Origin of the sequence: Halovibrio variabilis (assembly GCF_007991175.1) — a bacterium.
Classification (GTDB): Bacteria; Pseudomonadota; Gammaproteobacteria; order Pseudomonadales; family Halomonadaceae; genus Vreelandella; species Vreelandella variabilis.
The window spans coordinates 153,898-180,245 of sequence record NZ_BJXV01000004.1 but is presented as its reverse complement, the minus strand read 5'-3'; the positions used below and the strand labels follow the sequence as shown (position 1 = coordinate 180,245).

Annotated in this window: 23 protein-coding genes; 17 read left to right on the top strand and 6 right to left on the bottom strand. The window is 55.7% G+C overall.

Annotated features, from left to right (window positions below; genetic code table 11):
* Window positions 1-12: 12 nt before the first annotated feature.
* The 3 genes from modB to HVA01_RS05415 are packed head-to-tail and all read left to right on the top strand — an operon-like array spanning window position 13 to window position 2,358.
* Window positions 13-681 (top strand): molybdate ABC transporter permease subunit, encoded by a 669-nt coding sequence (gene modB, locus HVA01_RS05425; RefSeq protein ID WP_146873668.1) that lies wholly within the window; start codon window positions 13-15, stop codon window positions 679-681.
* A complete protein-coding gene (locus HVA01_RS05420; RefSeq protein ID WP_371860134.1) occupies window positions 644-1,822 on the top strand; it encodes an ABC transporter ATP-binding protein in 1,179 nt (392 codons plus the stop codon). Before modB ends, HVA01_RS05420 begins: the two co-directional genes overlap by 38 nt.
* Before the next feature lie 2 nt (window positions 1,823-1,824).
* Entirely contained in the window at window positions 1,825-2,358 is a 534-nt protein-coding gene (locus HVA01_RS05415; protein WP_146873666.1) for a DUF192 domain-containing protein, read from the top strand.
* Here HVA01_RS05415 and HVA01_RS05410 read toward each other — a convergent pair.
* Window positions 2,355-3,215 carry a DMT family transporter gene (locus HVA01_RS05410; protein ID WP_146873664.1) on the bottom strand — a complete coding sequence of 287 codons (861 nt, stop codon included), beginning with the start codon at window positions 3,213-3,215 and terminating at the stop codon, window positions 2,355-2,357. The genes HVA01_RS05415 and HVA01_RS05410 overlap by 4 nt on opposite strands.
* Before the next feature lie 323 nt (window positions 3,216-3,538).
* Between HVA01_RS05410 and HVA01_RS05405 the strand changes: the two genes are divergently transcribed.
* Genes HVA01_RS05405 through HVA01_RS05385 form a run of 5 tightly spaced genes read left to right on the top strand, consistent with a single transcriptional unit; the run spans window position 3,539 to window position 8,587 of the window.
* Window positions 3,539-4,426, top strand: a complete 888-nt coding sequence (locus tag HVA01_RS05405) for a sugar phosphate isomerase/epimerase family protein (protein ID WP_170243474.1) — start codon at window positions 3,539-3,541, stop codon at window positions 4,424-4,426.
* A 47-nt stretch (window positions 4,427-4,473) separates the two neighbouring features.
* Entirely contained in the window at window positions 4,474-5,373 is a 900-nt protein-coding gene (locus HVA01_RS05400) for a hydroxypyruvate isomerase family protein (RefSeq protein ID WP_146873660.1), read from the top strand.
* Between the two features lie 36 nt (window positions 5,374-5,409).
* Complete coding sequence (locus HVA01_RS05395; protein ID WP_146873658.1) at window positions 5,410-7,098, top strand: GMC oxidoreductase; 1,689 nt, start codon at window positions 5,410-5,412, stop codon at window positions 7,096-7,098.
* Window positions 7,095-7,754: a gluconate 2-dehydrogenase subunit 3 family protein gene (locus HVA01_RS05390; protein WP_146873656.1), complete on the top strand. Its 660-nt coding sequence runs from the start codon at window positions 7,095-7,097 to the stop codon at window positions 7,752-7,754. Before HVA01_RS05395 ends, HVA01_RS05390 begins: the two co-directional genes overlap by 4 nt.
* Window positions 7,755-7,771: 17 nt before the next feature.
* Window positions 7,772-8,587: a 3-keto-disaccharide hydrolase gene (locus tag HVA01_RS05385; protein WP_146873654.1), complete on the top strand. Its 816-nt coding sequence runs from the start codon at window positions 7,772-7,774 to the stop codon at window positions 8,585-8,587.
* A gap of 78 nt (window positions 8,588-8,665) precedes the next feature.
* Here HVA01_RS05385 and HVA01_RS05380 read toward each other — a convergent pair whose 3' ends face one another.
* From HVA01_RS05380 to HVA01_RS05370, 3 genes are read right to left on the bottom strand one after another with little or no spacing between them, the layout of a single operon-like run.
* Entirely contained in the window at window positions 8,666-9,904 is a 1,239-nt protein-coding gene (locus HVA01_RS05380) for a nucleoside permease (protein WP_146873652.1), read from the bottom strand.
* A gap of 57 nt (window positions 9,905-9,961) precedes the next feature.
* Window positions 9,962-11,029, bottom strand: coding sequence for a sugar phosphate isomerase/epimerase family protein (locus tag HVA01_RS05375; RefSeq protein ID WP_146873650.1), 1,068 nt, complete (start codon window positions 11,027-11,029; stop codon window positions 9,962-9,964).
* A 2-nt stretch (window positions 11,030-11,031) separates the two neighbouring features.
* The gene (locus HVA01_RS05370) at window positions 11,032-12,210 is read right to left on the bottom strand and encodes a Gfo/Idh/MocA family protein (RefSeq protein WP_246129479.1); all 1,179 of its coding nucleotides are present in this window, start codon (window positions 12,208-12,210) and stop codon (window positions 11,032-11,034) included.
* 234 nt (window positions 12,211-12,444) lie between these two features.
* On the opposite strand from HVA01_RS05370, the gene HVA01_RS05365 reads away from it, so the two are divergent.
* Window positions 12,445-13,443, top strand: coding sequence for a LacI family DNA-binding transcriptional regulator (locus HVA01_RS05365; protein ID WP_146873648.1), 999 nt, complete (start codon window positions 12,445-12,447; stop codon window positions 13,441-13,443).
* Between the two features lie 147 nt (window positions 13,444-13,590).
* Here HVA01_RS05365 and HVA01_RS05360 read toward each other — a convergent pair whose 3' ends face one another.
* On the bottom strand, window positions 13,591-14,325 hold the full coding sequence (locus HVA01_RS05360; protein ID WP_146873646.1) for a ParA family protein: 735 nt from the start codon (window positions 14,323-14,325) through the stop codon (window positions 13,591-13,593).
* A gap of 441 nt (window positions 14,326-14,766) precedes the next feature.
* On the opposite strand from HVA01_RS05360, the gene HVA01_RS05355 reads away from it, so the two are divergent.
* From HVA01_RS05355 to HVA01_RS05320, 8 genes are all read left to right on the top strand, one after another.
* Window positions 14,767-15,747 (top strand): TAXI family TRAP transporter solute-binding subunit, encoded by a 981-nt coding sequence (locus HVA01_RS05355; RefSeq protein WP_146873644.1) that lies wholly within the window; start codon window positions 14,767-14,769, stop codon window positions 15,745-15,747.
* A gap of 217 nt (window positions 15,748-15,964) precedes the next feature.
* Window positions 15,965-18,559, top strand: coding sequence for a TRAP transporter permease (locus tag HVA01_RS05350; RefSeq protein ID WP_146873642.1), 2,595 nt, complete (start codon window positions 15,965-15,967; stop codon window positions 18,557-18,559).
* Window positions 18,560-18,570: 11 nt separating this feature from the next.
* Window positions 18,571-18,999, top strand: coding sequence for a universal stress protein (locus tag HVA01_RS05345; RefSeq protein ID WP_146873641.1), 429 nt, complete (start codon window positions 18,571-18,573; stop codon window positions 18,997-18,999).
* 325 nt (window positions 19,000-19,324) lie between these two features.
* Window positions 19,325-20,143, top strand: a complete 819-nt coding sequence (locus HVA01_RS05340) for a DUF2189 domain-containing protein (protein WP_146873639.1) — start codon at window positions 19,325-19,327, stop codon at window positions 20,141-20,143.
* 257 nt (window positions 20,144-20,400) lie between these two features.
* Complete coding sequence (locus tag HVA01_RS05335; RefSeq protein WP_146873706.1) at window positions 20,401-20,886, top strand: putative pterin-binding protein; 486 nt, start codon at window positions 20,401-20,403, stop codon at window positions 20,884-20,886.
* Window positions 20,876-23,131: a hybrid sensor histidine kinase/response regulator gene (locus HVA01_RS05330; RefSeq protein ID WP_146873637.1), complete on the top strand. Its 2,256-nt coding sequence runs from the start codon at window positions 20,876-20,878 to the stop codon at window positions 23,129-23,131. The genes HVA01_RS05335 and HVA01_RS05330 overlap by 11 nt, the downstream gene beginning before the upstream one ends.
* A complete protein-coding gene (gene nosP / locus HVA01_RS05325; RefSeq protein WP_246129477.1) occupies window positions 23,112-24,275 on the top strand; it encodes a nitric oxide-sensing protein NosP in 1,164 nt (387 codons plus the stop codon). Before HVA01_RS05330 ends, nosP begins: the two co-directional genes overlap by 20 nt.
* A complete protein-coding gene (locus tag HVA01_RS05320; RefSeq protein WP_146873633.1) occupies window positions 24,247-25,683 on the top strand; it encodes a hybrid sensor histidine kinase/response regulator in 1,437 nt (478 codons plus the stop codon). Before nosP ends, HVA01_RS05320 begins: the two co-directional genes overlap by 29 nt.
* Here HVA01_RS05320 and HVA01_RS05315 read toward each other — a convergent pair.
* Window positions 25,651-26,331 carry a response regulator gene (locus HVA01_RS05315; protein WP_146873631.1) on the bottom strand — a complete coding sequence of 227 codons (681 nt, stop codon included), beginning with the start codon at window positions 26,329-26,331 and terminating at the stop codon, window positions 25,651-25,653. The genes HVA01_RS05320 and HVA01_RS05315 overlap by 33 nt on opposite strands.
* Window positions 26,332-26,348: the final 17 nt, after the last annotated feature.

The following is a 26,348-nucleotide window of genomic DNA, read 5'->3' as shown; positions in this document are numbered from 1 at the left end:
GGATGGTTCGTAATGGACTGGTCGGCGCTCTCGGTCTCGCTACGCCTTGCGGGTTTTACCTGCCTGATTCTCATCCCCTTGAGTCTTTGGCTAGGCCGCGCCCTTGCCTACGCGCGCTTTCGCGGCAAAGGCTTGTGCGAAGCGCTTGTCGCGTTACCGCTGGTGCTGCCGCCTACCGTACTGGGTTTTTATCTGCTGATGAGTTTTGGTCGCGACGCACCGGTGGGCTCTTTTTGGGCGGAGCTGACCGGTCGCGGGCTGAACTTCACTTTTACTGGCATCTTGCTGGCCTCCCTTATCGCCAATCTGCCGTTTGCCATTCAACCTATTCAGCGCGCCTTTGAGCACGTGCCCCACAACCTGCGGGAAGCGGCCTGGTGCAGTGGCTTGAGCCCCTGGCAAACGCTGCTGCGTATTGAGCTGCCGCTGGTATGGCCAGGGATTATGTCTGCGGCGGCACTCACCTTTGCCCATACGCTGGGGGAATTTGGCGTGATCTTAATGGTGGGCGGCGCCATCGATGGCGAAACCCGCACCCTCGCCATTGCGATCTATGATCGCGTTCAAGCGTTTGATGAACAGGGCGCCGCGCAGATGTCGGCGCTGCTGCTGTTGGTATCGTTTATTACCTTGGGGTTAGTCTATGGGCTGGCCGGGCGCAGGCGGTGGGTACGTGGCTGATTCGTGTGTCGCAGGGCGAGTCATGGGGCTTCGCGTGGCGGTCGATCAAACGGGGCCGATTCCACTGGCCGCCGAGTTTGTGTGCCAGCCCGGCGAGCTGCTGGCGCTGGTCGGGCCGTCCGGTAGCGGGAAAACCACGCTGCTGCGCACCATTGCCGGGCTTTATCGCCCCCAGGGCGGTCGAGTGGAGTGCGCAGGCGAGGTTTGGTTTGATGCCGAGCGTAAGCATTCACTCCCGCCCCAGCGCAGGCAGGTCGGCATGGTGTTTCAAGATTACGCGCTATTTCCTCATCTAACCGCCGCGCAAAATATTCAACTTCCTCTGCGCCATTTGCCGCAACCGCAGCGCAGTGAACAGGCCGAGCAGTGGCTAGCCAAGGTGCGGTTAGAGGGGCTGGGTGAGCGCTATCCGAATGCGCTTTCCGGTGGCCAACGCCAGCGAGTGGCACTGGCGCGCGCCTTGGCTCGCGACCCCAAAGTACTGTTACTTGATGAACCGTTTTCGGCGGTGGATCAAGTCACCCGGCGACGCTTGCAGCGCGAGTTAGCGCTACTACGCCAGCAGATCGATATTCCCATTGTGCTGGTGACCCACGACCTGGAAGAAGCCGCCGCGCTGGCCGACCAAATCTGCGTACTACATAACGGCGCAAGCTTGCAGCAAGATGCCCCCGAGTCGCTGTTTAAACGCCCTGCATCGCCGCTGGTAGCGCGCTTGTTAGACCGCCATAATCTGTTTGAAGGGGTAGTAGTGGATGCGGACGGCAAGCGTCGGCTACAGTGGGGCGAGCATTATTTAGAGGTAGCCGATGGGCTAGATAATCTGCCGCTGGGCGAAAAAGTCACCTGGTACTTGCCGCCCTCCGATATTGTGCTTCACCGCCGCGGCCGTCCTTCACATGGCGAGCGGGAGAACCCAATCGTTGCTACCGTCAGCGAACTCGTCGTGCTGGGCGGCATCACGTCAGTTTCGCTAAGCGTCAATCACGGCGATATGTTACGTTTCGATATCGCCACCCATGCCGCACGGCGTAATCAGTTAACCAGCGGCGCCGTGGTGAAGGTTTCGCTGCTGGCAGCCGGCATTTACCTGTTGCCAGGCCACCGAGTTCGCGCAGATGCGCATGATAAAAGGAAGTAAGCATGGATCCCACGCGTCGCACGCTGCTTAAGGCGTCGTTACTGTTACCGCTGGCGGCGCTGCTGCCGATGTCGTTACCCAGCTCATTTGCCTGGGGGCAGGCAGCGGCGAACGAGATGCAGACACTGTCGCTGACTATTCACAGTGATAGCGGCCCTCACCGCTTAGAAGTCGAAGTAGCCGAAACGTTTTCGCAGCGTCGGCGCGGCTTGATGGAGCGCGAAAACTTGCCAGAAAAGCGCGGTATGCTGTTTCGCTTTGAAAGCGAGCAGCCGGCCAGCAATGCCTTTTGGATGTATCGTACGCTGATCCCTCTTGATGTTGCCTTTATCAATGGTGAGGGTCGGATCGTGGCGATTAATACCATGCCACCCTGCGAATCCTCTTCTCCGAGTGACTGCCCTTCCTACAAGGCTGGCGCGGCTTACCATGCAGCGCTGGAGGTCAACGGCGGCTACTTTGAAGAGCGCGGCATCCAAGTGGGCGACTGCGTATCGATCCCGGAAGAAGCCGGTTTCTGCCAACCGGCGGATTAAACGGCGCGAGGGCGGCGGCGAAACTTGATCACAATCAGGGCAATGCCCGCGATCACTAAGCCGCCGCCCATCAGTTTATGAAAGCCGAGACTGTCGCCCATTAACAGCGCGCCGAGGCCGACCGCCAATACCGGTACCAGTAGCGTCATGGGCACCACGCGATTAACCGGGTGACGGCGCAACAGCGCGTACCAAATCCCGTAAGCAACAATCGACGACATCACCGCGGTGTAGAGCACTGCTCCCCAGCCCAGCCAACTTGCCTGCTGTATTGCCTGCCACTGACCGCTTTCAAATAGCCATGAACCCAGCGCTACCTGAGGCACCGCAAACAGTGCCATCCAGCCTGCCAGCGCCATCGGCGCAAGGGGCGGGCCGCGCTTGATCAATAGCTGGGAAACCGCCCAGCCCATGGCGCTACACAACAGAATCGTCAGCGGTAGCGGCGAGGGCAGCGTTGGCCCTCCGGCCAGCACGACGACCCCGGCAAAAGAGAGCAGCAGCCCCGCAATGCGTTTTGGCCCCAGTTTTTCTTTTAAAAATATCACCGCCAACAGCGTGGCAAAGGGCGTGCCCATCTGAACCAGTATTGCCCCCGTGCCTGCTTCAGCCTGCCCCAAACCGATAAACAGCAGCGCGAAGTGCAGGCTGCCAAAGGTGACCGATAACAGCAGCAAAAATGGCAGCTGCGCCCGCGCCACCGGGTAGAAGGGCACCAGCAATGCAGCGACCAGCATAAAGCGCAGCGTGGTCATCATAAGCGGCGGCAGCTCCGCCACACCGACCTTGATAACAATAATATTCAGCGCCCAAATGGCGATCACAAACAGGCCGAGCAGCAGGTCGCGTAGTGGCACGTTGATGTCCGTTGGTAGATGGCAAAGATTGTCATTGTATCAGTTTGGCTGGCTGTAGAATGACGCAGGTACTACCGATTTTGCCGCGTTGTTGAAATATCTTATACTAAAGTTTACAGGTTTTTTTAGAATATTTAAACTTTCTTAATCAATTATTTGCCACTTTATTGGCGTTTTAAAAGCGCTATTTTCAAGTTATTTAGGCTTAACAAATAGGCCTGTGCTTGCATGTTTGAGCGTGATGATCTAAACAAATGTAACCGATTACATTTTTACGTCGGCGCTTTTATGACCTATAACAATCAAACAACAATGAGGTGGATATGGATACCCCGCTACGGACCTACCCTTTGGGTTCCAGGGCACTACTGGCTGTCGGTGCACTGGCGCTATCAACCTTAAATACCGCAAGCGCTGCTCAAGCGCAAACAACCAATGCTTCAGAACTTCCCATTGCCGTTCAAATGTATACGCTGCGTGATTTTGGCACTTTGGAGGAGCAGTTAGCCGCCGTAAACAGGGCAGGCATTTCGGCGATTGAAACCGTGGGCACCCAGCAGGTGAGTGCCAAAGAACTCAATGCGTTGTTAGAAGAGCACGCGCTTGAGGTGATCTCAAGCCATGTGCAATTGGACGACCTGCGCAATCGTTTAGACGAAACGGTGGCCTTTAACCAGGCGGTAGGTAACGACACCTTAACGATGCCTTATTTAGCCGAGGATGCACGCCCTGACGATGCAGAAGGCTGGCAGGCACTGGGTGAAGAACTCGGTGAGATTGCCGCTGAGCTAGATGCCGAAGGCTTCCGGTTGGCATACCACAACCATGATTTTGAAATGGAAGTGTATGGCGATAAAACCGCCCTAGAGCACCTGTTTGATGTGGCTGGCTCTGACTTGTTAGCGGAGTTGGATATCGCCTGGGTAGCGCGGGGAGGGTTTGACCCGGTCGAATACGTAACACGTTTCGATGGGCAACTGTTTGCCGTGCACGCCAAAGATAACGCACCAAAAGGCACCGCCGAAGATGAGGGTGGTTTTGCCACGCTTGGGGAAGGCGTGCTGGATTGGGATGCAATACTGCCCGCCATTGAGGCTATAGATGTTGAGTGGTACATCATCGAACACGATATGCCGCTAGACGCTGAAGCGGTGATTACCCAGGGAAACAGCTTCTTAAAGGAAAAACTGGCAGCGCTTCGAGCAGAGTAATGCACGCCTAGGCCATCTCATTTAGATGACAAACGCGAGGATGCTTTATGAAGCGCTACCTTATTGACCGGCGTAGCCTGCTGCGCCACTCCGTTACCGGTGCTATCGGCCTGGCTGCGCTCCCGCATCTTGGGCCTAAAGCTTTAGCTGACGACACGTCTGCTCAGCGGGCTTTAAAAGGCAATATCCAGCATTCGGTCGCCCGCTGGACATTTGATTTTCTGTCTCTGGAAGAGCTTTGCCAGCTTTCAACTGAGTTGGGCATTAAAGCGATTGATCTGGTGGGGCCCGAAGAGTGGCCTGTGCTTCAGCGCTATGGGCTCGACTCCTCAATGTGCAATGGCGCCGAGTTGAGTCTTGAAGATGGCTGGGGTGATGCCCGCTTTCATGCCGAGCTGGTTGAGCGATACCTCAACCATATCGATTTGGTCAGCCAAGTGGGTTACACCAATCTCATCTGCTTTAGCGGCAATGCTCGGGGCATGAGCCCTGAACAGGGTTTGCAAAATGCTGAAGCAGGCTTAAAGCAGGTGATCGCCCATGCTGAGGCAAAAGGCGTGGTGCTACAGATGGAACTGTTCAACAGCAAAATCGACCACCCCGACTACCTTTGCGACAATTCTGCCTGGGGGATTGAGCTTTGCCGTCGTCTCGATTCGCCCAACTTCAAGCTGCTCTACGACATCTATCACATGCAGATTAGTGAAGGCGATGTCATTCGCACTATCCGCGAAAACCATCACTTTTTCGACCATTACCATACTGCCGGTGTGCCGGGGCGGCATGAAATAGACAACACCCAGGAGCTCAACTACCCCGCGATCTGTCGCGCTATTCGAGATACCGGCTTTAAGGGCTATATCGCCCAGGAATTTCTCCCTGACCGGACTAACCAACAAGCAAAAATAGAATCACTCCAGGCGGCTATTCAGCTCTGCGATGTGTGATTCGACTCGAACAACAACACAATGAGGAAGATGACCATGCCAGATAATCACTACGATGCCATCGTGGTTGGCTCAGGCATTAGCGGCGGTTGGGCCGCTAAAGAACTCACCGAGAAAGGCTTAAAGGTTTTACTGCTTGAGCGAGGGCGCAATATTGAGCACGTGAAGGATTATCACAATGCCGACAAAGAGGCTTGGGATTATCCCCACCGCAACGAGCCAACCCAAGAGATGATTGCCAAGTTTCCGGTACTCAAACGCGACTACCCCCTTAATGAAGCCACCATGGGCATGTGGGCGGATGAACAGGCCAATCCCTATGTAGAAGAGAAGCGCTTTGACTGGTTTCGTGGCTATCATGTAGGCGGGCGATCACTGCTGTGGGGGCGGCAAAGCTACCGGCTTAGCCCTACGGATTTTGAGGCCAACCAGCGTGAAGGCATCGCTATTGACTGGCCGATTCGCTACGAAGATATAGCGCCGTGGTATGACTATGTGGAGCGTTTTGCCGGTATCGCGGGCACCCAGGAAGGGCTGGATATTCTGCCTGATGGCGAGTTTCTGCCGCCGATACCGCTTAACTGCGTGGAAGAAGATGCCGCCAAGCGCATTAAAGAGGCGTTTGGTGGCCAGCGTCATCTTATCCATAGTCGGGTGGCCAATATTACCCAGCCAAAGCCGGAGCAAAACAGAGTCAACTGCCAATACCGCAATAAATGCTGGTTGGGCTGCCCATACGGTGCCTACTTCAGTACCCAGTCCGCCACGCTGCCTGCAGCGGTGGCCACTGGCAATTTAACCCTGCGGCCATTCTCGATTGTCAGCCAAGTACTGTATGACAAAGACCGCCAGCGAGCGCGAGGCGTTGAGGTGATTGATGCCGAAACCCATGAAACCCACGAGTACACCGCCGATGTGGTGTTTCTCAACGCCTCGACCTTCAATACCACCTGGATTTTGATGAACTCCGCCACCGATGTTTGGGAAGGCGGCTTGGGCAGTAGCAGTGGCGAGCTGGGTCACAATGTGATGGATCATCACTTCCGCTGTGGCGCGAGCGGAGATGTGGAAGGCTATCTCGACAAATACTACTTCGGACGCCGTCCTGCGGGCTTTTACATTCCTCGCTTTCGCAACGTAGGCGATGAGCAGCGAAACTATGTACGCGGCTTTGGTTATCAAGGCGCGGCGAGCCGTCAGGGCTGGGATCGGGAAATTGCTGAGCTCAATGTTGGCGCTGATTTAAAGCAAGGACTTAGCCAGCCAGGCGGTTGGAGAATCGGTATGACGGGCTTCGGCGAAATGCTGCCTGACCACGATAACCGTATTTCTCTGGATCACAGCGTTCGCGATAAATGGGGGCTGCCGGTGCTGTCGATCAACGTTGAACTCAAGCAGAACGAGTACGATATGCGTCGGGACATGGTTCAGGATGCGGTCGATTTGCTTGAAGCCGCTGGGGGAAAAAATGTTAAAGGCGACGTAGGCGATTACGCCCCGGGCATGGGGATCCATGAAATGGGGACTGCACGGATGGGCCGTGACCCGAAAACGTCCGTGCTCAATAGCCACAACCAGGTGTGGGACGCGCCCAATGTTTTCGTGACGGATGGCGCCTGCATGACGTCATCTTCCTGTGTAAATCCTTCTTTGACCTACATGGCGCTGACCGCTCGAGCGGTGGAGTATGCCGTGGAAGCGCTGAAACGGGGGAACCTGTCATGAACCGTCGCGAATTACTCAAACTCATCGCTCTGACGACCGGTACCGCGATGATCGGGGGCAAGTCCCTCTTTGCCTTTAGCGATGCTGGCCAGACAAGCCAACCCTTTAGCAGTCAGGATGTGGAGCGGCTGGACGAACTTGCCGAAACGATTCTGCCAAGAACCGACACCCCAGGCGCAAAAGATGCTGGCGTCGGGGTGTTTATGGCCCTGTTCGTCAGCGACTGCTATACGCCCTCCGAAAGAGAGGTGTTCTATTTTGGTTTAGCGCAGCTTGAAGCGCGCAGCCGAGCTTCTTACCAACTTGATTTTATGGCGTTAAGTGGTGAACAGCGATTAGAGCTAATAACCGAGTTGGATCGTGAAGCGATGGCGCACGCTCAGCAGCAGGCCCGCAGAGAGCAGCCAACCCCTGCTGAGGCACTGACCGCAGAGACACAGACCGCGCAAAATCAAACGGCGGAAAACCAGTCATCCCAGGAGCATGCGGATAGCGAAGAAGCGCTTCCACACTACTTCACCATGATGAAGCAGCTAACGCTGTTTGGCTTCTTCACCTCAGAAGTTGGCGCGACGGAAGTCCTACGCTACGAAGCGGTGCCAGGCCGTTATGATGGCTGCGCCCCTTATAACGGCGAGCCTGCTTGGGCAACCTAATTCAGCGGAGAGCATTGATGAACAATCAATACACCCAGGCTACAAATCCACGCTGCTATTCTCAGAGCTATGCCCAGGCACTCTGCTTATTGGCCTGCGGCAGTCTGTTAGCCTTCGAAAGCGCCGCTCAGGAGGGCGGCTCGGAGAAATCGCTGACCCCCGAACAACAAGCCGCCAAAACTGAAGTGTGGGAACCCGTGCCCCCTTCGGTTTCGGTGCCTGAGGTTGGTGCTCCCTCGGATGCCATTGTGCTATTCGATGGCATCGACTTGAGCGCCTGGGAAGCCGAAGAAGGCGGGGCAGCCGAGTGGCACGTGGAAGATGGTGCCATGACGGTGAACCGTGGCGCGGGAGGCATTCGCACCCGCCAGGATTTCTGTGATGTGCAGCTCTACTTTGAGTGGCGAGCACCGTCTGATATCGATGGCATGGAGGGCCAAGACCGAGGCAATAGCGGCGTCTTTCTGCAGGAACGCTATGAAGTCCAAGTGCTGGACTCCTACGACAACTCAACCTATCCCAACGGCCAGGCCGCTTCCATCTATAAACAGCATATCCCGCTGGTTAACGCATCGCGCCCGCCCGGTGAGTGGCAGAGTTACAACATCCTCTACACCGCACCGCGTTTTGATGATGAGGGTACCCTTGAATCACCCGCCTACATCACCGTGCTGCATAACGGTGTCGTGGTTCAGCATCATGCTGAAGTGCAAGGCACCACCGAGTGGATAGGTGAGCCCAGTTACGACGAAGCCCATGGCTGCGCGCCCATTTATCTGCAGGATCACGATGCGGACGTTAGCTTTCGCAATATCTGGGTAAGAGAGCTATAGCAGGGCGTTTATAAGTAAGCTAAGTGAGTAAGCCCAGCCCCCTGATGCTAGTCAGCATCGGCGGGCTGGGCTTTTACGCTATACCTTTACGGATTGGTTGGGTGTGGGGGCTGCCGCTTTATCGTTTTTAAAGGTGAGAAAGAACAGTGCCAGCACCGCGATAGCAAATGCCGCAGGGAACATCCAGATGCCTTGCCAGTCGTGGGCACCGTTGGTGGAGAAGTGGTCGGTAATATGACCGGCGACCCAGAAGCCTATCAGCATGCCTACCCCGTAAGTGGCCAGTGTGATCATGCCCTGGGCAGAGCTTTTGAATTTCTCTCCCGCGCGGGCATCGGTGTAGATCTGCCCGGTCACGAAGAAGAAGTCGTAGCACACCCCGTGCAGGGCAATGCCGATCAAGAGCATAAACACCATCTCATCGGCGTTACCGAACGCAAACAGCGCATAGCGCAGCGCCCAGGCCAACATACCGATCAGTAAGGTTTTCTTGATACCAAAGCGGTGAATAAAGACCGGTAGCAGCAGCATAAACAGCACTTCCGATACCTGACCCAGAGTCATTTTGCCGGTAGGATTGGCAACGCCGATCTCGGCTAGGAAGGGGTTGGCGTTTTGGTAATAAAACGCCAGCGGAATACAGATCAGGATAGAGGCGATAAAGAAGATGGCGTAGTTGCGATCCTTCAGCAGAGCCAACGCATCTAACCCTAACACTTCTTTTAAGCCCATCGGGCCATCTGCTTTCGGCGGCGTAGCCGGCAGGCTAAAGCTATACAGTCCAAGAGCCAATGACGCGATAGCGCACATCAGGAAGGTGTTGCGCAGCATGCCGTCAGCAATGCCTTGGGATGAGTCCCAGGCGAATAAGTAGCTGATCCCCAGCCCCGCAATTATCCAGCCAATGGTTCCCCACACGCGAATTTTGGCAAACTCCTGGCCTGGGTCGCTCATTTGGCGGAAAGAGACCGAGTTAACCAACGCCAAGGTGGGCATATAGACAATCATGTACATCAGCACCAGCGGGTAAAACGTACTGAAATCGCTGGCCATATAGAGGCCGTACATCAGCGCTGCGCCCGCCAAGTGGAGCACAGCGAGAATACGTTCGGCGTTAAAATAACGATCAGCGATCAAACCAATAATAAAAGGGGCAATAATCGCGCCCCAAGATTGGGTGGAGAAGGCCATGCCAATCTGGCCACCGCTGGCGCTAAGGTTATTGGCCAGGAAGGTGCCCAGGGTGACAAACCAGCCGCCCCAGATAAAGAACTGCAAGAACATCATGATGCTGAGTCGAGTGCGTATCATAGCCATGACGAGATCCTTTGTTGTGGTTGTGTCGCGTGGCAAACGTCCGTTGAGTTAACGGTGTTAAGGAAGGCCGAGAATTCGGCGGTTACGGGAAACACTGGTTCTAACACCGGCGAAATCGTCAAAGGCGCGACCGGCGGGTTGAATCAGGTGTGCCTCGATGAAAGGCGCGCCCTCTGCAGCGCCTTGGGCGGCGTCTTTAATGCAGCACTCCCACTCAAGCACCGCCCAGCCATCAAACCCGTATTGGGTCAGGCGGCTAAAAATCCCGCTGAAATCCACCTGCCCATCGCCTAACGAACGGAAGCGGCCGGGGCGTTCTACCCAGCCTTGGTAGCCGCCATAAACACCGCTGCGACCATTGGGGTTAAATTCAGCGTCTTTAACGTGGAACATGCCGATACGCTCATGGTAGCGATCGATAAAATCGAGATAATCCAGCTGCTGGAGCAGCAAGTGGCTGGGATCAAAAAGAATTTTCGCCCGTGGATGGTTGTCTACCGCGGCGAGAAAACGCTCGAAAGAGGCACCGTCATGAAGATCCTCGCCAGGGTGAATCTCAAAGCACAGATCAACGCCTGCTTCGTCAAAGGCCTCCAAGATCGGCCGCCAGCGCCGGGCCAGCTCGTTAAATCCTTCTTCGATTAGGCCTACGGGCCGTTGCGGCCAGGGGTAAAAAAAAGGCCATAGCAGCGCCCCGGAAAACGTTGCGTGGGCAGTTAATCCCAACCGTTGGCTCGCTTTTGCAGCCAGCATGAGCTGCTCAATGGCCCAATCGGTGCGCGCTTGGGGGTTGCCGTGAAGCTCGGCGGGCGCGAAATCATCAAATAAGTCGTCACAGGCGGGATGCACAGCGACCAACTGGCCCTGCAAGTGGGTAGAGAGTTCGCTGATCACAACGCCAGCTTGTTTACAGCGGGCGTTTAGCTCATCGCAGTAAGCCTGGCTTTCAGCGGCCCGGTGTAGGTCGATAAAACGACTATCCACAGTGGGTAGCTGAATGGCTTTATAGCCCTGCTCGGCCGCCCAGCGGGCGATACCGTCGAGGGTGTCGAAAGGTGCTTCGTCGCCGATAAACTGGGCCAAGAAAATAGCGGGTCCGCGGATGCCTTGATGGGTGTTTGGCATGATTAGACTCCAGACATTTGAGTGGCGGGCAGCGGCATCCATTTCTGTTCGCTTTGGGCGCTGGTCGTGACGGCCTCGATAAACGCCATACCGCGTAGCCCGGAGGCCATGCCGGGAACGCCATCGACGTCGCCTTGCTTGCCCTGATGAATCGCCTGGGAAAAGTCGCGGTAAAGGTTGCCGAGTGCTTCCAGATACCCCTCAGGATGGCCGCCGGGCAGGCGCAGGCGTTGCATCGCGCTGGGAAAAAGATCGGGTTGGTCGATGCCCGCTCGGAGTGTGCGCATCGGCGCCTGAAGCGGGCGATAGAGCAGGCTGTTGGGCGCCATCTGGTGCCACTCCAGCGCCCCTTTATCGCCGTAAATGCGTATTTTGAGTGCGTTCTCTTCACCGCTGCAGATCTGGCTGGCTATTAGGGTGCCGCTGGCGCCTTGGTCGGTGCGCAGCAGTACCTCGCCATCATCGTCCAGTTGGCGGCCGTCGGCGTGGCTGGCAAGCGATGCACACAGCTCACTAATACGATGCCCGGAGATAAACTCGGCGAGGCCGAAAGCGTGGGTGCCAATATCAGCCATGCAGCCGCTGATACCTGCAAGCGTGGGGTCGGTGCGCCAAGCGGCTTGCTTATTCCCCTGCTGTTCTAAACGCTCGACTAGCCAGCCCTGCGGGTACTCCACATGAATTTTGCGTATTCTGCCTATCTGCCCCTCGCTGACCATTTCCCGGGCTTGCCATACCATGGGGTAGCCTAAGTAGGTATGCGCCAAGCCATAGAGGCAGCCGCTGGCCTGCCAGCTTTCTGCCAGACGCTGGGCTTCGCGTAACGACACCCCTGCCGGTTTTTCGCAGAATACGTGAAAGCCTGCCTGCATCGCCGCCTCCGCGATGGGTACGTGAAGGTGGTTAGGCGTGGCGATCACTAATAACTGCATGCGCTCTTCTGCTGGAAGCTGCTGCTCGCTTTCGAGTAACTGCTGCCAGTCAGCGTAAATACGCTCGTCGTTTAGATGGCATTGCTCACCGGTAATCTGGTTGTTATCCGTCGAGCGGCTAAAGGCGCCACACACTAGCTCGCAGGTGTCGTCAAGGCGTGCGGCTAAGCGGTGAACCTGGCCGATAAACGCCCCTTGTCCGCCGCCGATCATACCTAAGCGGATACGGGGATGATGGGGTCGCGGCATAGAGAGGCTCCTGTTTTCATTAAAGCTGTGTTTGTTGGGATCAATATGTAACCGGTTACATATTAGCTTGAAAATAAGTTTTCAAACTGTGAGCGTCAATGCGACAAAGGTATAGCAGTGTTGAAAAGGTGCAGGAAAATAGCGCGCTGAGTTTAACGCTGGGATACGTTAAGCTAAGTAGAAGAATCGCCGCGCAACCATCTGCTAACGGCGATCACACGATTAAGGGAGGCCATGACCAATATACGTAAGGTCGCCGAGTTGGCGGGGGTGTCGGTGGCGACAGTATCAAGGGCGTTGAAATTACCGGATATCGTCTCACCCGCCACCCGTGAAAAAGTGCTGAAGGCCGTTGATCAAGCGGGCTACCAACCCAATTTGATGGCGGTTCAGTTTCGCTCGCAGCGCACTTATAACTTGGTGGTTTTGGTGCCGACGATCGCCAACACCTTCTTTGCGCAGGTCATCAGCGGTATTCAGGAGGCGGCTCAGGAACGCGGCTACGGCGTGCTGCTGTGTAATACGCTCGGTAATGAAGCGATGGAAACCCAATACGCCAGCTTAGTGACGACGCGCCAGGCGGATGGCGTGATTCAACTGCGCGCCTTCAACCCTTTTTCTGAAAATGCGTTTCCCGCTGGGGCAGCATTGCCGATGATCAATGCCTGCGAGGTGATGGGCGATGCGCCATGTCCCACCGTCAAACTGGATAACCGTGCGGCCGCTCGCGAGGTTACCGAGCACTTAATTGCCTTGGGGCATCGGCGGATCGGCATGATTAAAGGGCCTCGGCGCAGCCCGTTAACATTCGACCGCCAACAGGGCTATCAGGATGCATTGAGCGCAGCGGGCATTCCGTTAGATGAGCGCCTGCTTTGTCCTGGCGATTTCACGCCTCTTTCTGGCTATCAGGCGGCCGGTACGCTGGTTGCGTTACCTGAGCCCCCTACGGCGATTTTTTGTGAAAGCGATGAAATGGCCATAGGCGCCATGAGCCGTATCAAAGACGCGGGGCTACGCGTGCCGGATGATATTTCGGTGGCGGGCTTTGACGATATTGCGTTTGCTTGTTATAGCGACCCACCGTTGACCACGATTGCCCAACCGGCCGAAGCTTTCGGGCGGGAGGCGGTGGCAATGTTGATCAAGGTGCTAGAAGGACGACAAGTCAATAATTTGGTGTTGCCACACTCCTTGGTATCAAGGAAAAGTACAGCGCAATGCAGATATTAGACCCCATTCTTTCGCCTACTAAGTGCCTACCATTAATGAGGCTTTAACGACGGCTATTTCGCCTCACGGAACTTCATATCTGGGCGACCGGGTCGGGTTTCCGCTCCGGCCTTGAGCCGGGTTGTGGTAGACAGTCGTTGTAGACGGTCATTGCAGGCGCTGCGCGATCTCTCGCCACAGCGCGGCATAGGCGCGACCGCCCGAGCTGCTGCGGGCGAAATGACCGACTGGCGCGCGTTCGATACCCATGCGCTCGACCGCACTGGCGTTGGGCACGGTCGTCGACAGGCGCATCGGCCAGCGTTCGCTGAGGCTCTCCATCACCTGGCGGTGCAGGGACTTGCGGCGGTCGGCGAGGGTCACGAACGGCCAAATCGGGCAGGCATGGTCGACCGCGTCGAGATGACCGTCCAGTTGCTCGAGGGTGCGCAACGACAGGGTAGTCGGCACCACCGGCACCAGCAGGGCGTTGACGCTGGAGAAAATCTGCTCGGCGAGCGCCGACAGGCTCGGCGGGCAGTCGAGTATTACCAGGTCGTAACTGTCCATCACCGGCTTGAGGATCTTGCGCAGCCGACTGGGCTTGCGGGTTTCCAGCGACGCTTCCAGGTCGCGCGAGCCCAGCGCCGCTGGCAGCAGGTCGAGACCCTCGATGTCGGTCGCGCGGATCGTCCGATCGAGATCGGCCTTGCCCTTGACCAGTTTGTCGACACCACCGCGAACCTTGGGTTTGCTGCGCAGATAGAAGGTGGTGGCGGCCTGGGGATCGAGATCCCACAGCAACACTCGTCTGCCGTCACGTGCCGCTTCGGCGGCGAGATTGACGGCGGAGGCGGTCTTGCCCACGCCGCCCTTGATACTGTAAAGCGCTAGCATCTGCATGGGCAACTCCCGGCTCGGTAACGGCGTAGTCTAACCGATTGGCCCTTGGGGATATGTGACGTTTCGATGACAGCGGCGGTGGCATCATGCCCAAATATTGCACTATGGCTACCGCGTGTTCTGGGCTATAACGTTGATTGATACCGCTATCAACCGTCAACGGGCCCTAGCCTATGTAAAAACGGAATAGCGGTTAACGCACCCTAAACGATGAAGACCGCTACACTTGATGAAAGGACGTTAAAAAACGCTACTCACCATAAAACATTTCGCATTTCGCTAATTACGTTTTTTTTCGCTAAAGTAGTCAAAGCCGACAGCCACTGTCGATGCTGATAACAGATTGTCTTGAAAACGTTTTGGGCCAACGACCTGTGGAAATCCTGAGCAGGCGGGGTCCAACGCACAATGCACATAACATCAATATAAAGAGGTGTATTCATGAAACGCCACGCATTTTCCACTGCCGCCTTCTCCGGTGCGCTACTTGCCGCCGCCGCCTTTGCTTCACCGGCAATGGCCCAGGATGACGAGCAATTCATCACCATCGGCACCGGTGGCCAAACCGGCGTTTACTACGTCGTGGGTCAGTCGGTTTGTCGTTTGGTTAATCGTCTTGAAGACGCCAATATTAAGTGTAATGCACCTTCCACTGGCGGCTCTGTGGCCAATATTAATGGCATTAAGTCCGGCGAATTGGACATGGGTGTCGCGCAATCGGATGTCCAGTATCAGGCCTATAATGGCACTGGTAACTTCGAAGGTAACGCCTACGAAGACCTGCGGGCTGTGTTCCGCGTTCACGGTGAGCCTTTGACCCTGCTGGCGCGTGCTGATTCAGGCATCGAGACACTCGATGATTTGGAAGGCAAGCGCGTCAATATCGGTAATCCAGGCTCAGGCCAGCGCAACACCATGGAAGTGGTGATGGACGCCAAGGGCTGGACCGAAGATACTTTCTCGTTGGCGTCTCAGCTGGATGCTGCCGAGCAAGCGGCGGCACTCTCCGATAATAACGTCGATGCCATGGTGTATGTCGTTGGCCACCCCAATGGTTCCATTCAGGAAGCGACCACTACCGTTGATGCGCGCCTGATTCCGCTGAACGACGAAGACATTCAAGGCATTGTCGATGAATATCCTTACTACTCCACATCGGTCATTCCGGGTGGTCTGTATCGCGGCAATGATGAAGATGTCGAAACCTTCGGTGTGGCAGCGACCTTTGTCACCACCGCTGATGTAGACGATGACGTTATCTACCAGACCGTCAAGGCGGTTTTCGACAACTTCGATCGTTTCAAGCGTCTGCATCCGGCCTTCGAGAATCTCGACCAGGAAGAGATGGTGACTCAGGGGCTTTCCGCACCCTTGCATGATGGCGCGGCGCGTTACTACCGTGAACAAGGCTGGATTGAATAATTCTGCCGTCTGAGGTATTGCTACCTTGGTAAGGAATGCGCGGTTACCCCAGGGTGCCGCGCATTTTGGTTTAGGATGTTGATAAGGCGTTTAGGGTGTTGATAAAGCGTTTAGAGTGTTGATAGGGCATTTAGCGTATTGAAAGGGTGTTTGGGATGTTAATAGAGCATTTCGATAGGGCAATTAAGCGTCAATCGACTCGGAGCAGGGCAGGCAGATGACAGAAGATAAGAACAGGCCTTCGGGAACCGAAGTAGACTTGGATGATATCGTTGCCTCCAGCGATACGGGAGCTCGCAAGCCAGCTGGCATGCCAGGAAAGCTGTTGGTAAGCATTGCGGCAGCATGGTCTCTTTTTCAACTGTGGATCGCCTCCCCAGTCCCTTTCATTTTGGGCTTTGGCGTGTTTAGTGCCACGGAAGCCCGCTCTATTCACTTAGCTTTTGCGCTTTTTCTAGCGTATATGGCCTACCCAGCCCTCAAGCGCTCGCCTCGTGACCGTATACCGATCCAGGATTGGGTGCTGGCAGCGGCAGCGGCCTTTTGTGGCGCATACATGTTCATGTTCTATGAGCAGTTATCTCAGCGTCCCGGCGCCCCTATATTGCAGGACGTCATTATTGGCATCGCCGGGATATTGCTGTTGCTTGAGGCGACGCGTCGAGCACTTGGCCCGCCGTTAATGATCGTGGCGTCGGTATTTCTTATCTATAGCCTGGCTGGTCCTTGGATGCCGGGTATTCTTTCCCATGGTGGGGTAAGTCTTTTCGGTTTGATTAATCACCAATGGTTGACGACTCAGGGGGTCTTCGGTATTGCCCTGGGGGTCTCAACCAGCTTCGTGTTCCTGTTTGTATTGTTCGGTGCCCTGCTCGATAAGGCGGGTGCTGGCAATTACTTTATCAAGGTGGCTTTCTCGCTGCTCGGTCACTATCGCGGTGGGCCAGCGAAGGCTGCTGTGGTGGCTTCGGCCATGACCGGCCTGATTTCAGGTTCCTCTATTGCCAATGTGGTGACCACAGGTACCTTTACGGTGCCGATGATGAAGCGCGTTGGGTTCTCCTCCGAAAAGGCGGGTGCCGTTGAAGTGGCGTCATCGGTTAATGGTCAGATTATGCCCCCGGTGATGGGGGCTGCTGCTTTCTTGATGGTCGAGTATGTCGGCATCTCTTATGTCGAGGTAATTAAGCATGCCTTCCTGCCCGCGCTGATTTCTTATATTGCGCTGGTCTATATCGTTCACCTTGAGGCCCTAAAGGCCAATATGCAGGGGCTTAAAAGCAGCAATCCACCCAAGCCGCTGGTCACCAAAGTAATCGGCTTTCTTAGCGGCTTGCTACTGATGATGGTCACCGCTCTGGTGGTCTATTACGGTCTTGGCTGGCTCAAGCCGGTACTGGGCGATGCGACTCCCTGGGTGGTAGCTGTTGGGCTGACAGTCATCTATATCGCACTGCTCAAGCTGGCCGCAGGCTACCCCGAACTTGAGCTTGATGATCCAAATCAGCCGATCTATTCACTCCCTCAGACCAAGCCGACGGTGCTGGTGGGCTTGCAGTACATCCTGCCGGTCGTTGTGCTGGTCTGGTGTTTGATGGTGGAGCGTTTGTCGCCTGGGCTATCGGCATTCTGGGCCACTGTTTTCATGATTTTCATTATTCTTACCCAGCGTCCCATCACGTCGATCTTTCGCGGACGCAGCGATATGCGTGCGGATCTGCTTGAAGGCGCGATGGACCTGTGGAACGGCCTGGTCACCGGTGCCCGCAACATGATCGGCATCGGTATTGCCACGGCCACCGCCGGTATCATTGTCGGTGCCGTATCCCAGACCGGGGTTGGCCTGGTGCTAGCCGAGGTGGTGGAAACACTGGCCATGGGCAACTTGATGCTGATCTTGCTGCTTACCGCCGTGCTTAGCTTGATTCTCGGCATGGGGCTGCCTACGACAGCTAACTACATCGTCGTATCAGCGTTACTGGCACCGGTCATCGTCAATTTGGGCGCGCAAAATGGCTTGCTGGTGCCGTTGATTGCGGTACACCTGTTCGTGTTCTACTTCGGTATCATGGCCGACGTTACACCACCGGTGGGGTTGGCGTCCTTTGCAGCGGCGGCGGTATCCGGTGGCGATCCCATTCGAACCGGCTTTCAGGCGTTCTATTACAGCCTTCGCACCGCGGCACTGCCGTTTCTGTTTATCTTTAATACCGATCTGCTGCTAATCGATGTGACCTTCCTTCAGGGCATACTGATCTTTGTGGTGTCGACCATTGCCATGCTGATCTTCGCCGCAGCGACCCAGGGCTTCATGATTACGCGCAACCGCTGGTATGAGTCGATCATGTTGTTGCTGATTGCGTTCACGCTGTTCCGGCCCGGTTTCTGGATGGACATGATCCATGACCCCTACCAATCTATACCCCCTGCGCAATTCGTCGAAGCGCTGGGCGATGTCGACGAAGACTCCACCCTGCGCTTGCAGGTTGCCGGGCTCGATGATTATGGCGATCCCATGACCACCTACATGCTCTTACCGGTACCTGAAGGAGAAACAGGCCAGGAGCGGCTTGATAATCTAGGCATGGAGCTTTTTATTGAGGATGGCACGGCAACCGTTGATATGGTGACCTACGGCAGCCAAGCGGCAGAGCTCGGTTTCGACTTCGATCAAGAAATTATCGAGGTGCTGGCCCCCGTCGATCGTTGGACGAAAGAGTTAATGTGGATTCCTGCGTTTCTGGTCTTTGGGCTGATTGTTTTGATGCAGCGTCGGCGTCGTGAGAACACGCAAGCGACCGCCACCGCATGAAGGAGAGTGCCATGTACAGCAAGATCATGTTGCCGGTGGATCTGAACGAGGAGTCTTCCTGGTCGAAGGCGCTGCCCACAGCGCTGACGCTATGTCGGACTTTCGGCGCCTCGCTTCATGTGGTCACGGTACTGCCGGACTATCGCATGCCTATGGTGGCCTCCTACTTCCCCAAGGACTTCGCCAAAAAAGCGCATGTGGCGACCACCGATGCGCTTCACGCGTTCATCAAGGCGAATGTGCCTGACGATATCCAGGCGCAGAGTGTCATTGTGGACGGTTCACCTTGGGAGGCCATTATCAAAGCGGGTAAGAAACTGGACGTGGATCTCATCGTCATGGCCTCTCACAATAAGCGTAAGTTTGTCGATTACGTGTTGGGTCCCAATGCAGAGCACGTAGTACACCATGCCAAAATGTCGGTAATGATTGTGCGCTAGACGTGCACAAAGCCATGAAGATAAAAACGCCGGGTAGATGCTCGGCGTTTTTTATGGCTGCCCATAGCGCTTTTGGTTATATCTAATGTTGCTAACGCAGCAATTTAATTAGCGCTTTGCAGCCACTTCGTGGATTTTTTGTACGCGTATCTCAAAGAGCTATCCCCCAAGAGCGTTGGTCAGCTACATTAAAAAAGCATTAATGCATGATGTTAAGCCATTAAGCTGTTGTTAACGCCATTAACAGGCAAGGTAATCATCAGGTTGATGAGGTGAGGCACATCCTGAACTCAGGGTTTATATCAGGAACGACAGGAGTAATGCCATGAATGCGGCCACAACAAAAACAAAACAACCTTCGGATGCCCCCAGCGTAAAAATCACCATTAATAAGGTGGGTTTCGATCGGCCCAGAGCGTGGCTCACCGCTGGGGTAGAAGATTTTCGCCGTGCCACGGCGGTGAGTCTCTCCTATGGGATGTTTTGGGTGGGCCTGAGTATCGCCATTACGTTGGGTGCTTATACGCTAGGCTACTGGTACTGGCTGCTACCCATGATTGCGGGCTTTATGTTTATCGGCCCCTTGGTTGCGGTGGGTTCGTACGGCATTAGCCTTGCCCTTGAGCGGGGTCGGGTGCCCAATTTGGGAGATGCTTTCGGCAGTTGGAAACCCCATGCCGGTCAACTGGCCATGATGGGCGTGATGATGATGATCTTCTTTCTCGCCTGGATTCGGCTAGCGACACTGCTGTTTGCGCTGTTTTTTGGTTTTGAAGTGCCTAGCCCTGCCACGCTTTATACGTCATTACTGACCACGCCAGAAGGTTTGGGCATGTTAGCGGTGGGCACGGTGGCGGGGGGTATCCTGGCCTTTGGGGCTTTTGCTATCAGCGTTGTGGCAATCCCTACGCTAATGGATCAGGACCTCACTTTTATGGAAGGTATTGAAGCCAGCGTGCGTTGTGTGGCGCGTAATTTCCGCGTGATGCTGCTATGGGCGGCGATCCTGACAGTGTGTGTATTGATAGGCGTCATGACGTTCTATATTGGTTTAGCGTTGATTTTGCCGGTGTTAGGCCACGCGAGCTGGCATGCCTATGAAGAGTTAGTGCGCTTTGAGCCGGTCGAGCAAACATCGTCTTAACGCTCCTCTGGCCGATTAACGCTCCATTTGCCGTTTAATAAGGCGCTATGTGGCTCACAACTAATTTATTCATGACTAACGTATTCACAGCTGAGATGAATGACTAACAAAAGAGGACGGAAAGCAGTATTGGACCTGACCTAATTAAGCAGATGGCGTAATCTTTACGCTGTCTGCTTTTTTGCTACTTCTTGACCATTCCAGAGAGTAGCCCATGTGAGGTGTTTACTGTGAAAGCGTTATTAACGGGGTGGGTCATGCTAACGCTCAGCTTTCCCCTAATGGGGTTAGCTGAGACAGCAGGCGGGCTGGGGTTGCCGAGCGGGCCCGTCATTCTGACAATCAGTGGGAACATTGCCCATACCAATGTGGGCAGTGACGCGCAGTTTGATCGCGCTATGCTGGCAGCGCTACCTCAACACGCATTTGAGACAGGTACCCCTTGGACAGAAGGCCGTAACCACTATCGCGGGCCGTTAATGCGCGAGCTGTTGGCGCAGGTAGGCGCTGATAGCGATACCGTTCACGTGGCGGCGCTTAATGGTTACGAAGCTGACATCCCGGTCAGTGATTTTGAGGATTACGATGTCATATTAGCGCTGGCAAAAGACGGAGACGCTATTCCGATTCGTGAATATGGCCCCCTATGGGTACTGTATCCCTTTGATCAAGACGACGTGCTGCTAAGCGAAAAAGTACGTTTTAGGGCGGTATGGCAGGTGATGCACATTAATGTCCGCTAGTGCTCCAGCTGCCGAGGCATCCCGCCTATTGCGTTACCCGCGCCGGTTTAAACTCGTGGCTATCGTGGCTGTGTTGCTGTTGGCGGCTGCGCTGGTCGTTGCAACGCTGGCCGCATGGCGGCAAGAAAACCTTACCCAAAGCCTGCGCGAAGATACCGCCTGGGTGGTCTACAAGTTAGATCGCGATGCGGTGCAATTGCTAAACCATCTATTGGCCGTCACCCGTGAGCCGTCAGCGCAGTCGATTCACGATGAACTGAACCTGCGTTTTGAGCTGCTATATAGCCGGATAACGTTGCTCAACGACGGAGAAGTCAACACGCTGCTGGAAGAGATCGATAAGGCAAGTGAGCTACTACGCCAAATCCAGCGGCAGCTTGATGTCCTGGATATCATGTTTGAGCCCTATAGGGCCCATGAGCAAATGCCGGTCACAGCGCTGGAAGATGAACTAGCGTCATTAACACGCCTAACCGAGCGTCTGGTCATCACCATAAACGGCTATTTGGCAGAATCTGCCACGCAAGAACGTGCGCAACTCAGCTGGCTCTACAAACTCCTTATGTCGTTGATTGTGGGCATGAGCCTGGCAGCCTTCCTGGTGGTAGCGTTTTTGGTGCGCGAAATGCGTGAGAGCGCCGCGATCAGGCGCGAACAGGCGCAGCTTGGCCAGCAGTTGGAAGCGACTGCCAAGCAGGCGCAGGCGGCGAATCAAGCCAAATCAGATTTTTTAACCATGGTCAGTCATGAAATACGCACGCCACTCAACGGCGTTATCGGTATGAGTGAACTGCTACGTGAGCCGGTAAGTCCCGCCCAGGTAGACGATTACGCCCGCACGATCCAGGATAGCGGCCATCAATTGCTGGCCATGATCAATGAAATTCTCGATTTCTCCAAAATCGAAGCCGGGCATTTAACCCTGGAAACATCCCCAACGGCACTCAAACCACTGGTCAATAGCGTGACAGTGCTGCTTGCACCGCGTGCCAACATAAAAGGCTTAGCGCTGAGCGTTAACATTGACCCACTGGTACCTGACTGGGTGATGGTCGATGCGGGTCGGTTGCGGCAAATTTTGCTTAACCTAATCGCCAATGCGATCAAATTCACCGATAGCGGTGAGGTGAGCGTGCGGGTCTCATCAACGGTGGAAAAGCTGTTGTTTGAGGTCAGGGACACAGGCTGCGGGTTAAGCCCACAGCAGCAAACACGCCTCTTCGAGCCTTTTCAGCAAGCGGACGCGTCGGTGGCACGCCGCTTCGGCGGAACCGGCTTAGGGCTGGCGATTTGTAAGCGACTAAGTGAAGCGATGCAAGGCCGCTTAGGCGTGAAGAGCCAGCTAGGTCAAGGCAGTACCTTTTGGTGTGAGCTGCCGCTGGTGGAAGCAGAGCCCTTTTCAACGTCGCCCGTTTCAACGCTGCCGTCCGCTGCGCTAAAACAAGACTTTGCTGGCACGTCGCTATTGTTGGTGGAAGATAACGCGGTCAATCGTAAAGTGGCGGCGGGCTTATTGTCGCGCTTGGGCTGCGATGTAGTGTGCGCTGAAAATGGTCAAGACGCGCTTGTGATGGTGCAGTCACAGCAGGTGCAGCTGATTTTTATGGATATTCAACTGCCGGACATGGATGGCCTGACGGTCACCCGGCGATTACGCGAGCAGGGAGGCTGGTTGGCGCAGGTGCCGATTGTCGCCATGACGGCCGGTGGTGCCGAAGATGACCGCCAGCGCTGCTTGGCAGTGGGTATGAACGATTACATGACCAAGCCTCTGTCGCTTCAAACGTTGAGTAATGTACTGGCAATGCAGCTTTTTGCGACCACGGACGCAGCGCCTTTAAAAACGTTATCGCTAACGCCGCCAGACGCCCTGCCAGTGGTTAACAATGCCACTCTCAGCATGCTAAAAACGGTGCTAGGAGAGGTGAGCCTGACCCAGTTGATTGTGCTTTATCATCAACAAGTAAGCGAATGCTTTGCACAAATGGCTGCTTACTTGGCTGAAACCCCTCTGACCATGGACCAAGCTCAGCACGTTGCTCGACTTGCGCATCAATTGCGCGGCGAATCGGTTAGCGTGGGGGGCGACCAGCTTGCCCAGCAGGCCAAGACCCTGGAGCAATTGGCGAATACGCATCAACACTCGCCGGGCCAATTGGATGAGGCGTTCCGCGTGCTACGCGAAACCGCCGCCCATACGCATGCCGCACTGGAGGAATGGCGTCGTGAGCACTTACCCGATTGAGCAAGGCGTTCGCACTGCCGCCAGCCAGCACAGCGATGCCCAGGTTGCGGCGGCTGAGTTGGCCGCTGCGCTACGTCATGACAACTTGGGCTTTGTGCTGTTCTTTTGCAGCGCGGAGTATGATTTGGCTGCTCTGGCCAGCGCCCTCGAAAGCCAATTTTCCTCAGTGCCGCTAAGTGGTTGTACCACGGCGGGGGAAATAACCCCGCTCGGCTATGACCGTGGATCGATTGTGGCGATTGGGTTTGATGGCCGTCTGTTCGCGATTGAAACGGCATTAATAGACGATCTGGACCATTTTGACTTGGCCAACGCTCAGCCGCTAGTCGATAGCCTGTTGGAGCAGTGCCGGCGCCAAGCGGTGGCGCCAATCAACGAGCACTGTTTTGCGCTGACCTTATTGGATGGCTTATCCAGCCGTGAAGAGCAGGTACTCGCCACCTTAGACGCCGCGCTGGGGCGTATTCCCAGTTTTGGCGGCTCCGCCGGGGACGATAATCATCTTAGTCACACCCATGTGTACACAGCCGGGCACTTTTACACCCGGGCGGCGGTGGTGGTCATGATCAACACGCGGCTGCCCTTTGAGGTGTTTTCCACCCACCACTTAATCCCGCTGACCCACAAGCTGGTGGTCACCGAGGCAGACCGCGAACAGCGGCGGGTGATTGAACTCAACGGCTTGCCCGCCGCCCAGGTGTATGCCGAGCTGGTAGGCAGTGCGCCTGACGAGCTCAGCGCGGCCATTTTTGCCCGCCATCCATTAGCCGTACGTATCGGTGGGCAGCACTATGTGCGTTCCATTCAGCGTGTTAATAGCGATAACAGCTTGAGTTTCTACTGTGCAGTGGAAAACGGCATTGTGCTAACGGCCATGCAGCCAACGCCGCTACTGGATGACCTCAAGACGATGCTCGCCGACGTACGGTCAAGACTGGGCGCGCCGAGCGTGATAATTGGCTGTGACTGTTTTCTGCGCCGTATGGAACTTGAAGCGCTTGGGGATGTGGAGCAGGCGTCGCAGCTGCTTTGCCAATCCAGTGTGGTGGGCTTCAATACGTATGGCGAACAGCATCACGGCATGCATGTGAATCAAACGTTTACGGGGGTGGCGTTTGGATCTCTTCCAGTTAACGACATTTAACACCGACGCGGCCGATAGCCGTGATGGGAAAGACGCTGCGGCGCTGCGCGAGGAGAACCGCCGGCTGCGTAAAGTGTGCCAAGCGCTTATTGAGCGGGTAGAAACCGGCAGCAGCGCTGATAACGCCCCTTACGCCGCCTTTGAGCGTTCCGTATTGCTGGCCGAGCAGGTGCGCGAGCGCACCGACGCGCTGCACCGTACTTTAGACGAACTGAGCCAAGTCAATGCACGCCTGCAAGCCGCGAAAGCTGAAGCCGAAGCGGCCAACCTATCCAAAACGAAATTCCTGGCCGCGGTTAGCCACGATTTGTTGCAGCCACTAAATGCCGCGAGGCTATTCGCGAGTGCCTTAGAAACCCACCTGCTTCCTGATGCCTCGCAAGCCCTGGTCGGCCATATCGGTCGCTCGCTGAAAGATGTCGAAGGTTTGATCGGCACGCTGGTGGATATTTCCCGCTTGGATGCTGGCGTACTACACGCCGATAAAGCGCCGTTCGCAGTGAATACGTTATTAGATGCGCTGGCGGAGGAATATCACCAAGTGGCCGGTGTGCGGGGGCTGACACTGCATTACGTACCTTCCAGCGCAGTGGTCGAATCGGATCTGGCGCTGCTTGCGCGGGTGATCCGCAACTTCTTAAGCAACGCGGTGCGCTACACCGAACAAGGGCGGGTGCTACTGGGCTGTCGGCGGCGGCGTGATGGCTTGGAGATTATGGTCGGGGATACCGGCCCCGGTATCCCCGAACAGCAGCGGGAAGCTATCTTTTTGGAGTTTCGCCGCGCTACCCAACCTAACAGCGCTCACAGCCGCGGCTTGGGGTTGGGGCTAGCCATCGTTGACCGTATCAGCACCATGCTGGAACAGCCGGTATCGCTTACTTCTCGCCCCGGCGTGGGTGCGCTGTTTTCGATTACCGTGCCCTATGCAACGGCGGCTATCCCCACCGTGAGCAACCTGCGCACTGCGCTGCCAAGTGACGCTACAGAGGACCTTTTAAACGGCGAGAACCCCTTAAAAGAAGACCCGTTAAGCGGCTGTGTTATTTGGGTGATTGATGACGATCTGGCGATTATAGAAGGCATGCAGGCACTGCTGGGCAGCTGGGGGTGTCGGGTCCGGGCGGCCGGCACGGTGAGTGCTTTGGAGGCTGCCAGCGACGGCGAGCAACCGGCGATATTACTGGTGGATTACCATTTGGGCGAGCATCGCGAAACCGGTATTGAATTGGCCTCGCGCCTTCAGCGGCGTTACCCAGGCTTGTCAGCGATAGTGATTACCGCCAATCACGAGGCGGAGATTAAGCGCGCGACCCGGGAAGCAGGCATGCATTGCTTACTCAAACCGTTAAAGCCCCTACGGTTGCGCATGCTGCTAACGAATGCGGCTGGCTCGATAAAAACTTAGATCCTCCTCACCTGCGATAACGATGGCGTGAACCCGACTGGTGGCGTCGAGTTTGCGCAAAATAGCCGAGACATGGGTCTTAACGGTGGTTTCGGCCACCAAGAGCTCCCGAGCAATTTGCTTGTTGGACATGCCGGTTGTCATACATGCCAATACTTCCAGCTGCTTGTCAGTTAGTCGCGCCAAACGCTCGCTATGCGCCGTAGAGGTAACGGCAGACGTTGACGAGGGCATTCGCGGTGAGGGTGGTCGGCGCATCACATCGGCAGGTAAGTAGAGCTGGCCTTCGAGAATCTGTGTTAACGCAGCTAGCAACGCCTCCCGAGGGGTGGATTTGGGAATGTAGCCCACCGCGCCCAAGGTAATCGCATCAAGCACCAGCTGGCGCTCTTGATGCGCAGACACAATCGCCACCGGCAACCAGGGAAATGCCTCGCGCAGCTTCGTTAACCCCTCTAGCCCCTCGGCATCCGGCAGGCTCAAATCCAACAGCAGTAGATCTAACTCAGTATGCGCTTCAATCAGCGCTATTGCCTCAGCGAGGCTCTCCGCTTCCAATAGCAGACTCTCAGCCAAGCCACCGCTAATCACTGCTTGTAGTGCATCGCGAAACAGCGGGTGATCATCTGCCACCAACAGGGAATACATGGCGTCTCCTACCAAGG

Bases quoted from the DNA above. Each gene is read 5' to 3' on its own strand.
- HVA01_RS05400 (WP_146873660.1), top strand. From the start codon at position 4,474: ATGAAGCGCTACCTTATTGACCGGCGTAGCCTGCTGCGCCACTCCGTT.
- HVA01_RS05360 (WP_146873646.1), bottom strand. From the start codon at position 14,325: ATGCAGATGCTAGCGCTTTACAGTATCAAGGGCGGCGTGGGCAAGACC.
- HVA01_RS05420 (WP_371860134.1), top strand. From the start codon at position 644: ATGGGCTGGCCGGGCGCAGGCGGTGGGTACGTGGCTGATTCGTGTGTC.
- HVA01_RS05330 (WP_146873637.1), top strand. From the start codon at position 20,876: ATGTCCGCTAGTGCTCCAGCTGCCGAGGCATCCCGCCTATTGCGTTAC.
- HVA01_RS05315 (WP_146873631.1), bottom strand. From the start codon at position 26,331: ATGTATTCCCTGTTGGTGGCAGATGATCACCCGCTGTTTCGCGATGCA.
- HVA01_RS05340 (WP_146873639.1), top strand. From the start codon at position 19,325: ATGAATGCGGCCACAACAAAAACAAAACAACCTTCGGATGCCCCCAGC.
- HVA01_RS05385 (WP_146873654.1), top strand. From the start codon at position 7,772: ATGAACAATCAATACACCCAGGCTACAAATCCACGCTGCTATTCTCAG.
- HVA01_RS05380 (WP_146873652.1), bottom strand. From the start codon at position 9,904: ATGGCTATGATACGCACTCGACTCAGCATCATGATGTTCTTGCAGTTC.
- HVA01_RS05390 (WP_146873656.1), top strand. From the start codon at position 7,095: ATGAACCGTCGCGAATTACTCAAACTCATCGCTCTGACGACCGGTACC.
- HVA01_RS05415 (WP_146873666.1), top strand. From the start codon at position 1,825: ATGGATCCCACGCGTCGCACGCTGCTTAAGGCGTCGTTACTGTTACCG.
- HVA01_RS05365 (WP_146873648.1), top strand. From the start codon at position 12,445: ATGACCAATATACGTAAGGTCGCCGAGTTGGCGGGGGTGTCGGTGGCG.
- HVA01_RS05405 (WP_170243474.1), top strand. From the start codon at position 3,539: ATGGATACCCCGCTACGGACCTACCCTTTGGGTTCCAGGGCACTACTG.
- HVA01_RS05350 (WP_146873642.1), top strand. From the start codon at position 15,965: ATGACAGAAGATAAGAACAGGCCTTCGGGAACCGAAGTAGACTTGGAT.
- HVA01_RS05335 (WP_146873706.1), top strand. From the start codon at position 20,401: ATGCTAACGCTCAGCTTTCCCCTAATGGGGTTAGCTGAGACAGCAGGC.
- HVA01_RS05375 (WP_146873650.1), bottom strand. From the start codon at position 11,029: ATGCCAAACACCCATCAAGGCATCCGCGGACCCGCTATTTTCTTGGCC.
- HVA01_RS05395 (WP_146873658.1), top strand. From the start codon at position 5,410: ATGCCAGATAATCACTACGATGCCATCGTGGTTGGCTCAGGCATTAGC.
- HVA01_RS05345 (WP_146873641.1), top strand. From the start codon at position 18,571: ATGTACAGCAAGATCATGTTGCCGGTGGATCTGAACGAGGAGTCTTCC.
- HVA01_RS05370 (WP_246129479.1), bottom strand. From the start codon at position 12,210: ATGCCGCGACCCCATCATCCCCGTATCCGCTTAGGTATGATCGGCGGC.
- HVA01_RS05355 (WP_146873644.1), top strand. From the start codon at position 14,767: ATGAAACGCCACGCATTTTCCACTGCCGCCTTCTCCGGTGCGCTACTT.
- modB (WP_146873668.1), top strand. From the start codon at position 13: ATGGACTGGTCGGCGCTCTCGGTCTCGCTACGCCTTGCGGGTTTTACC.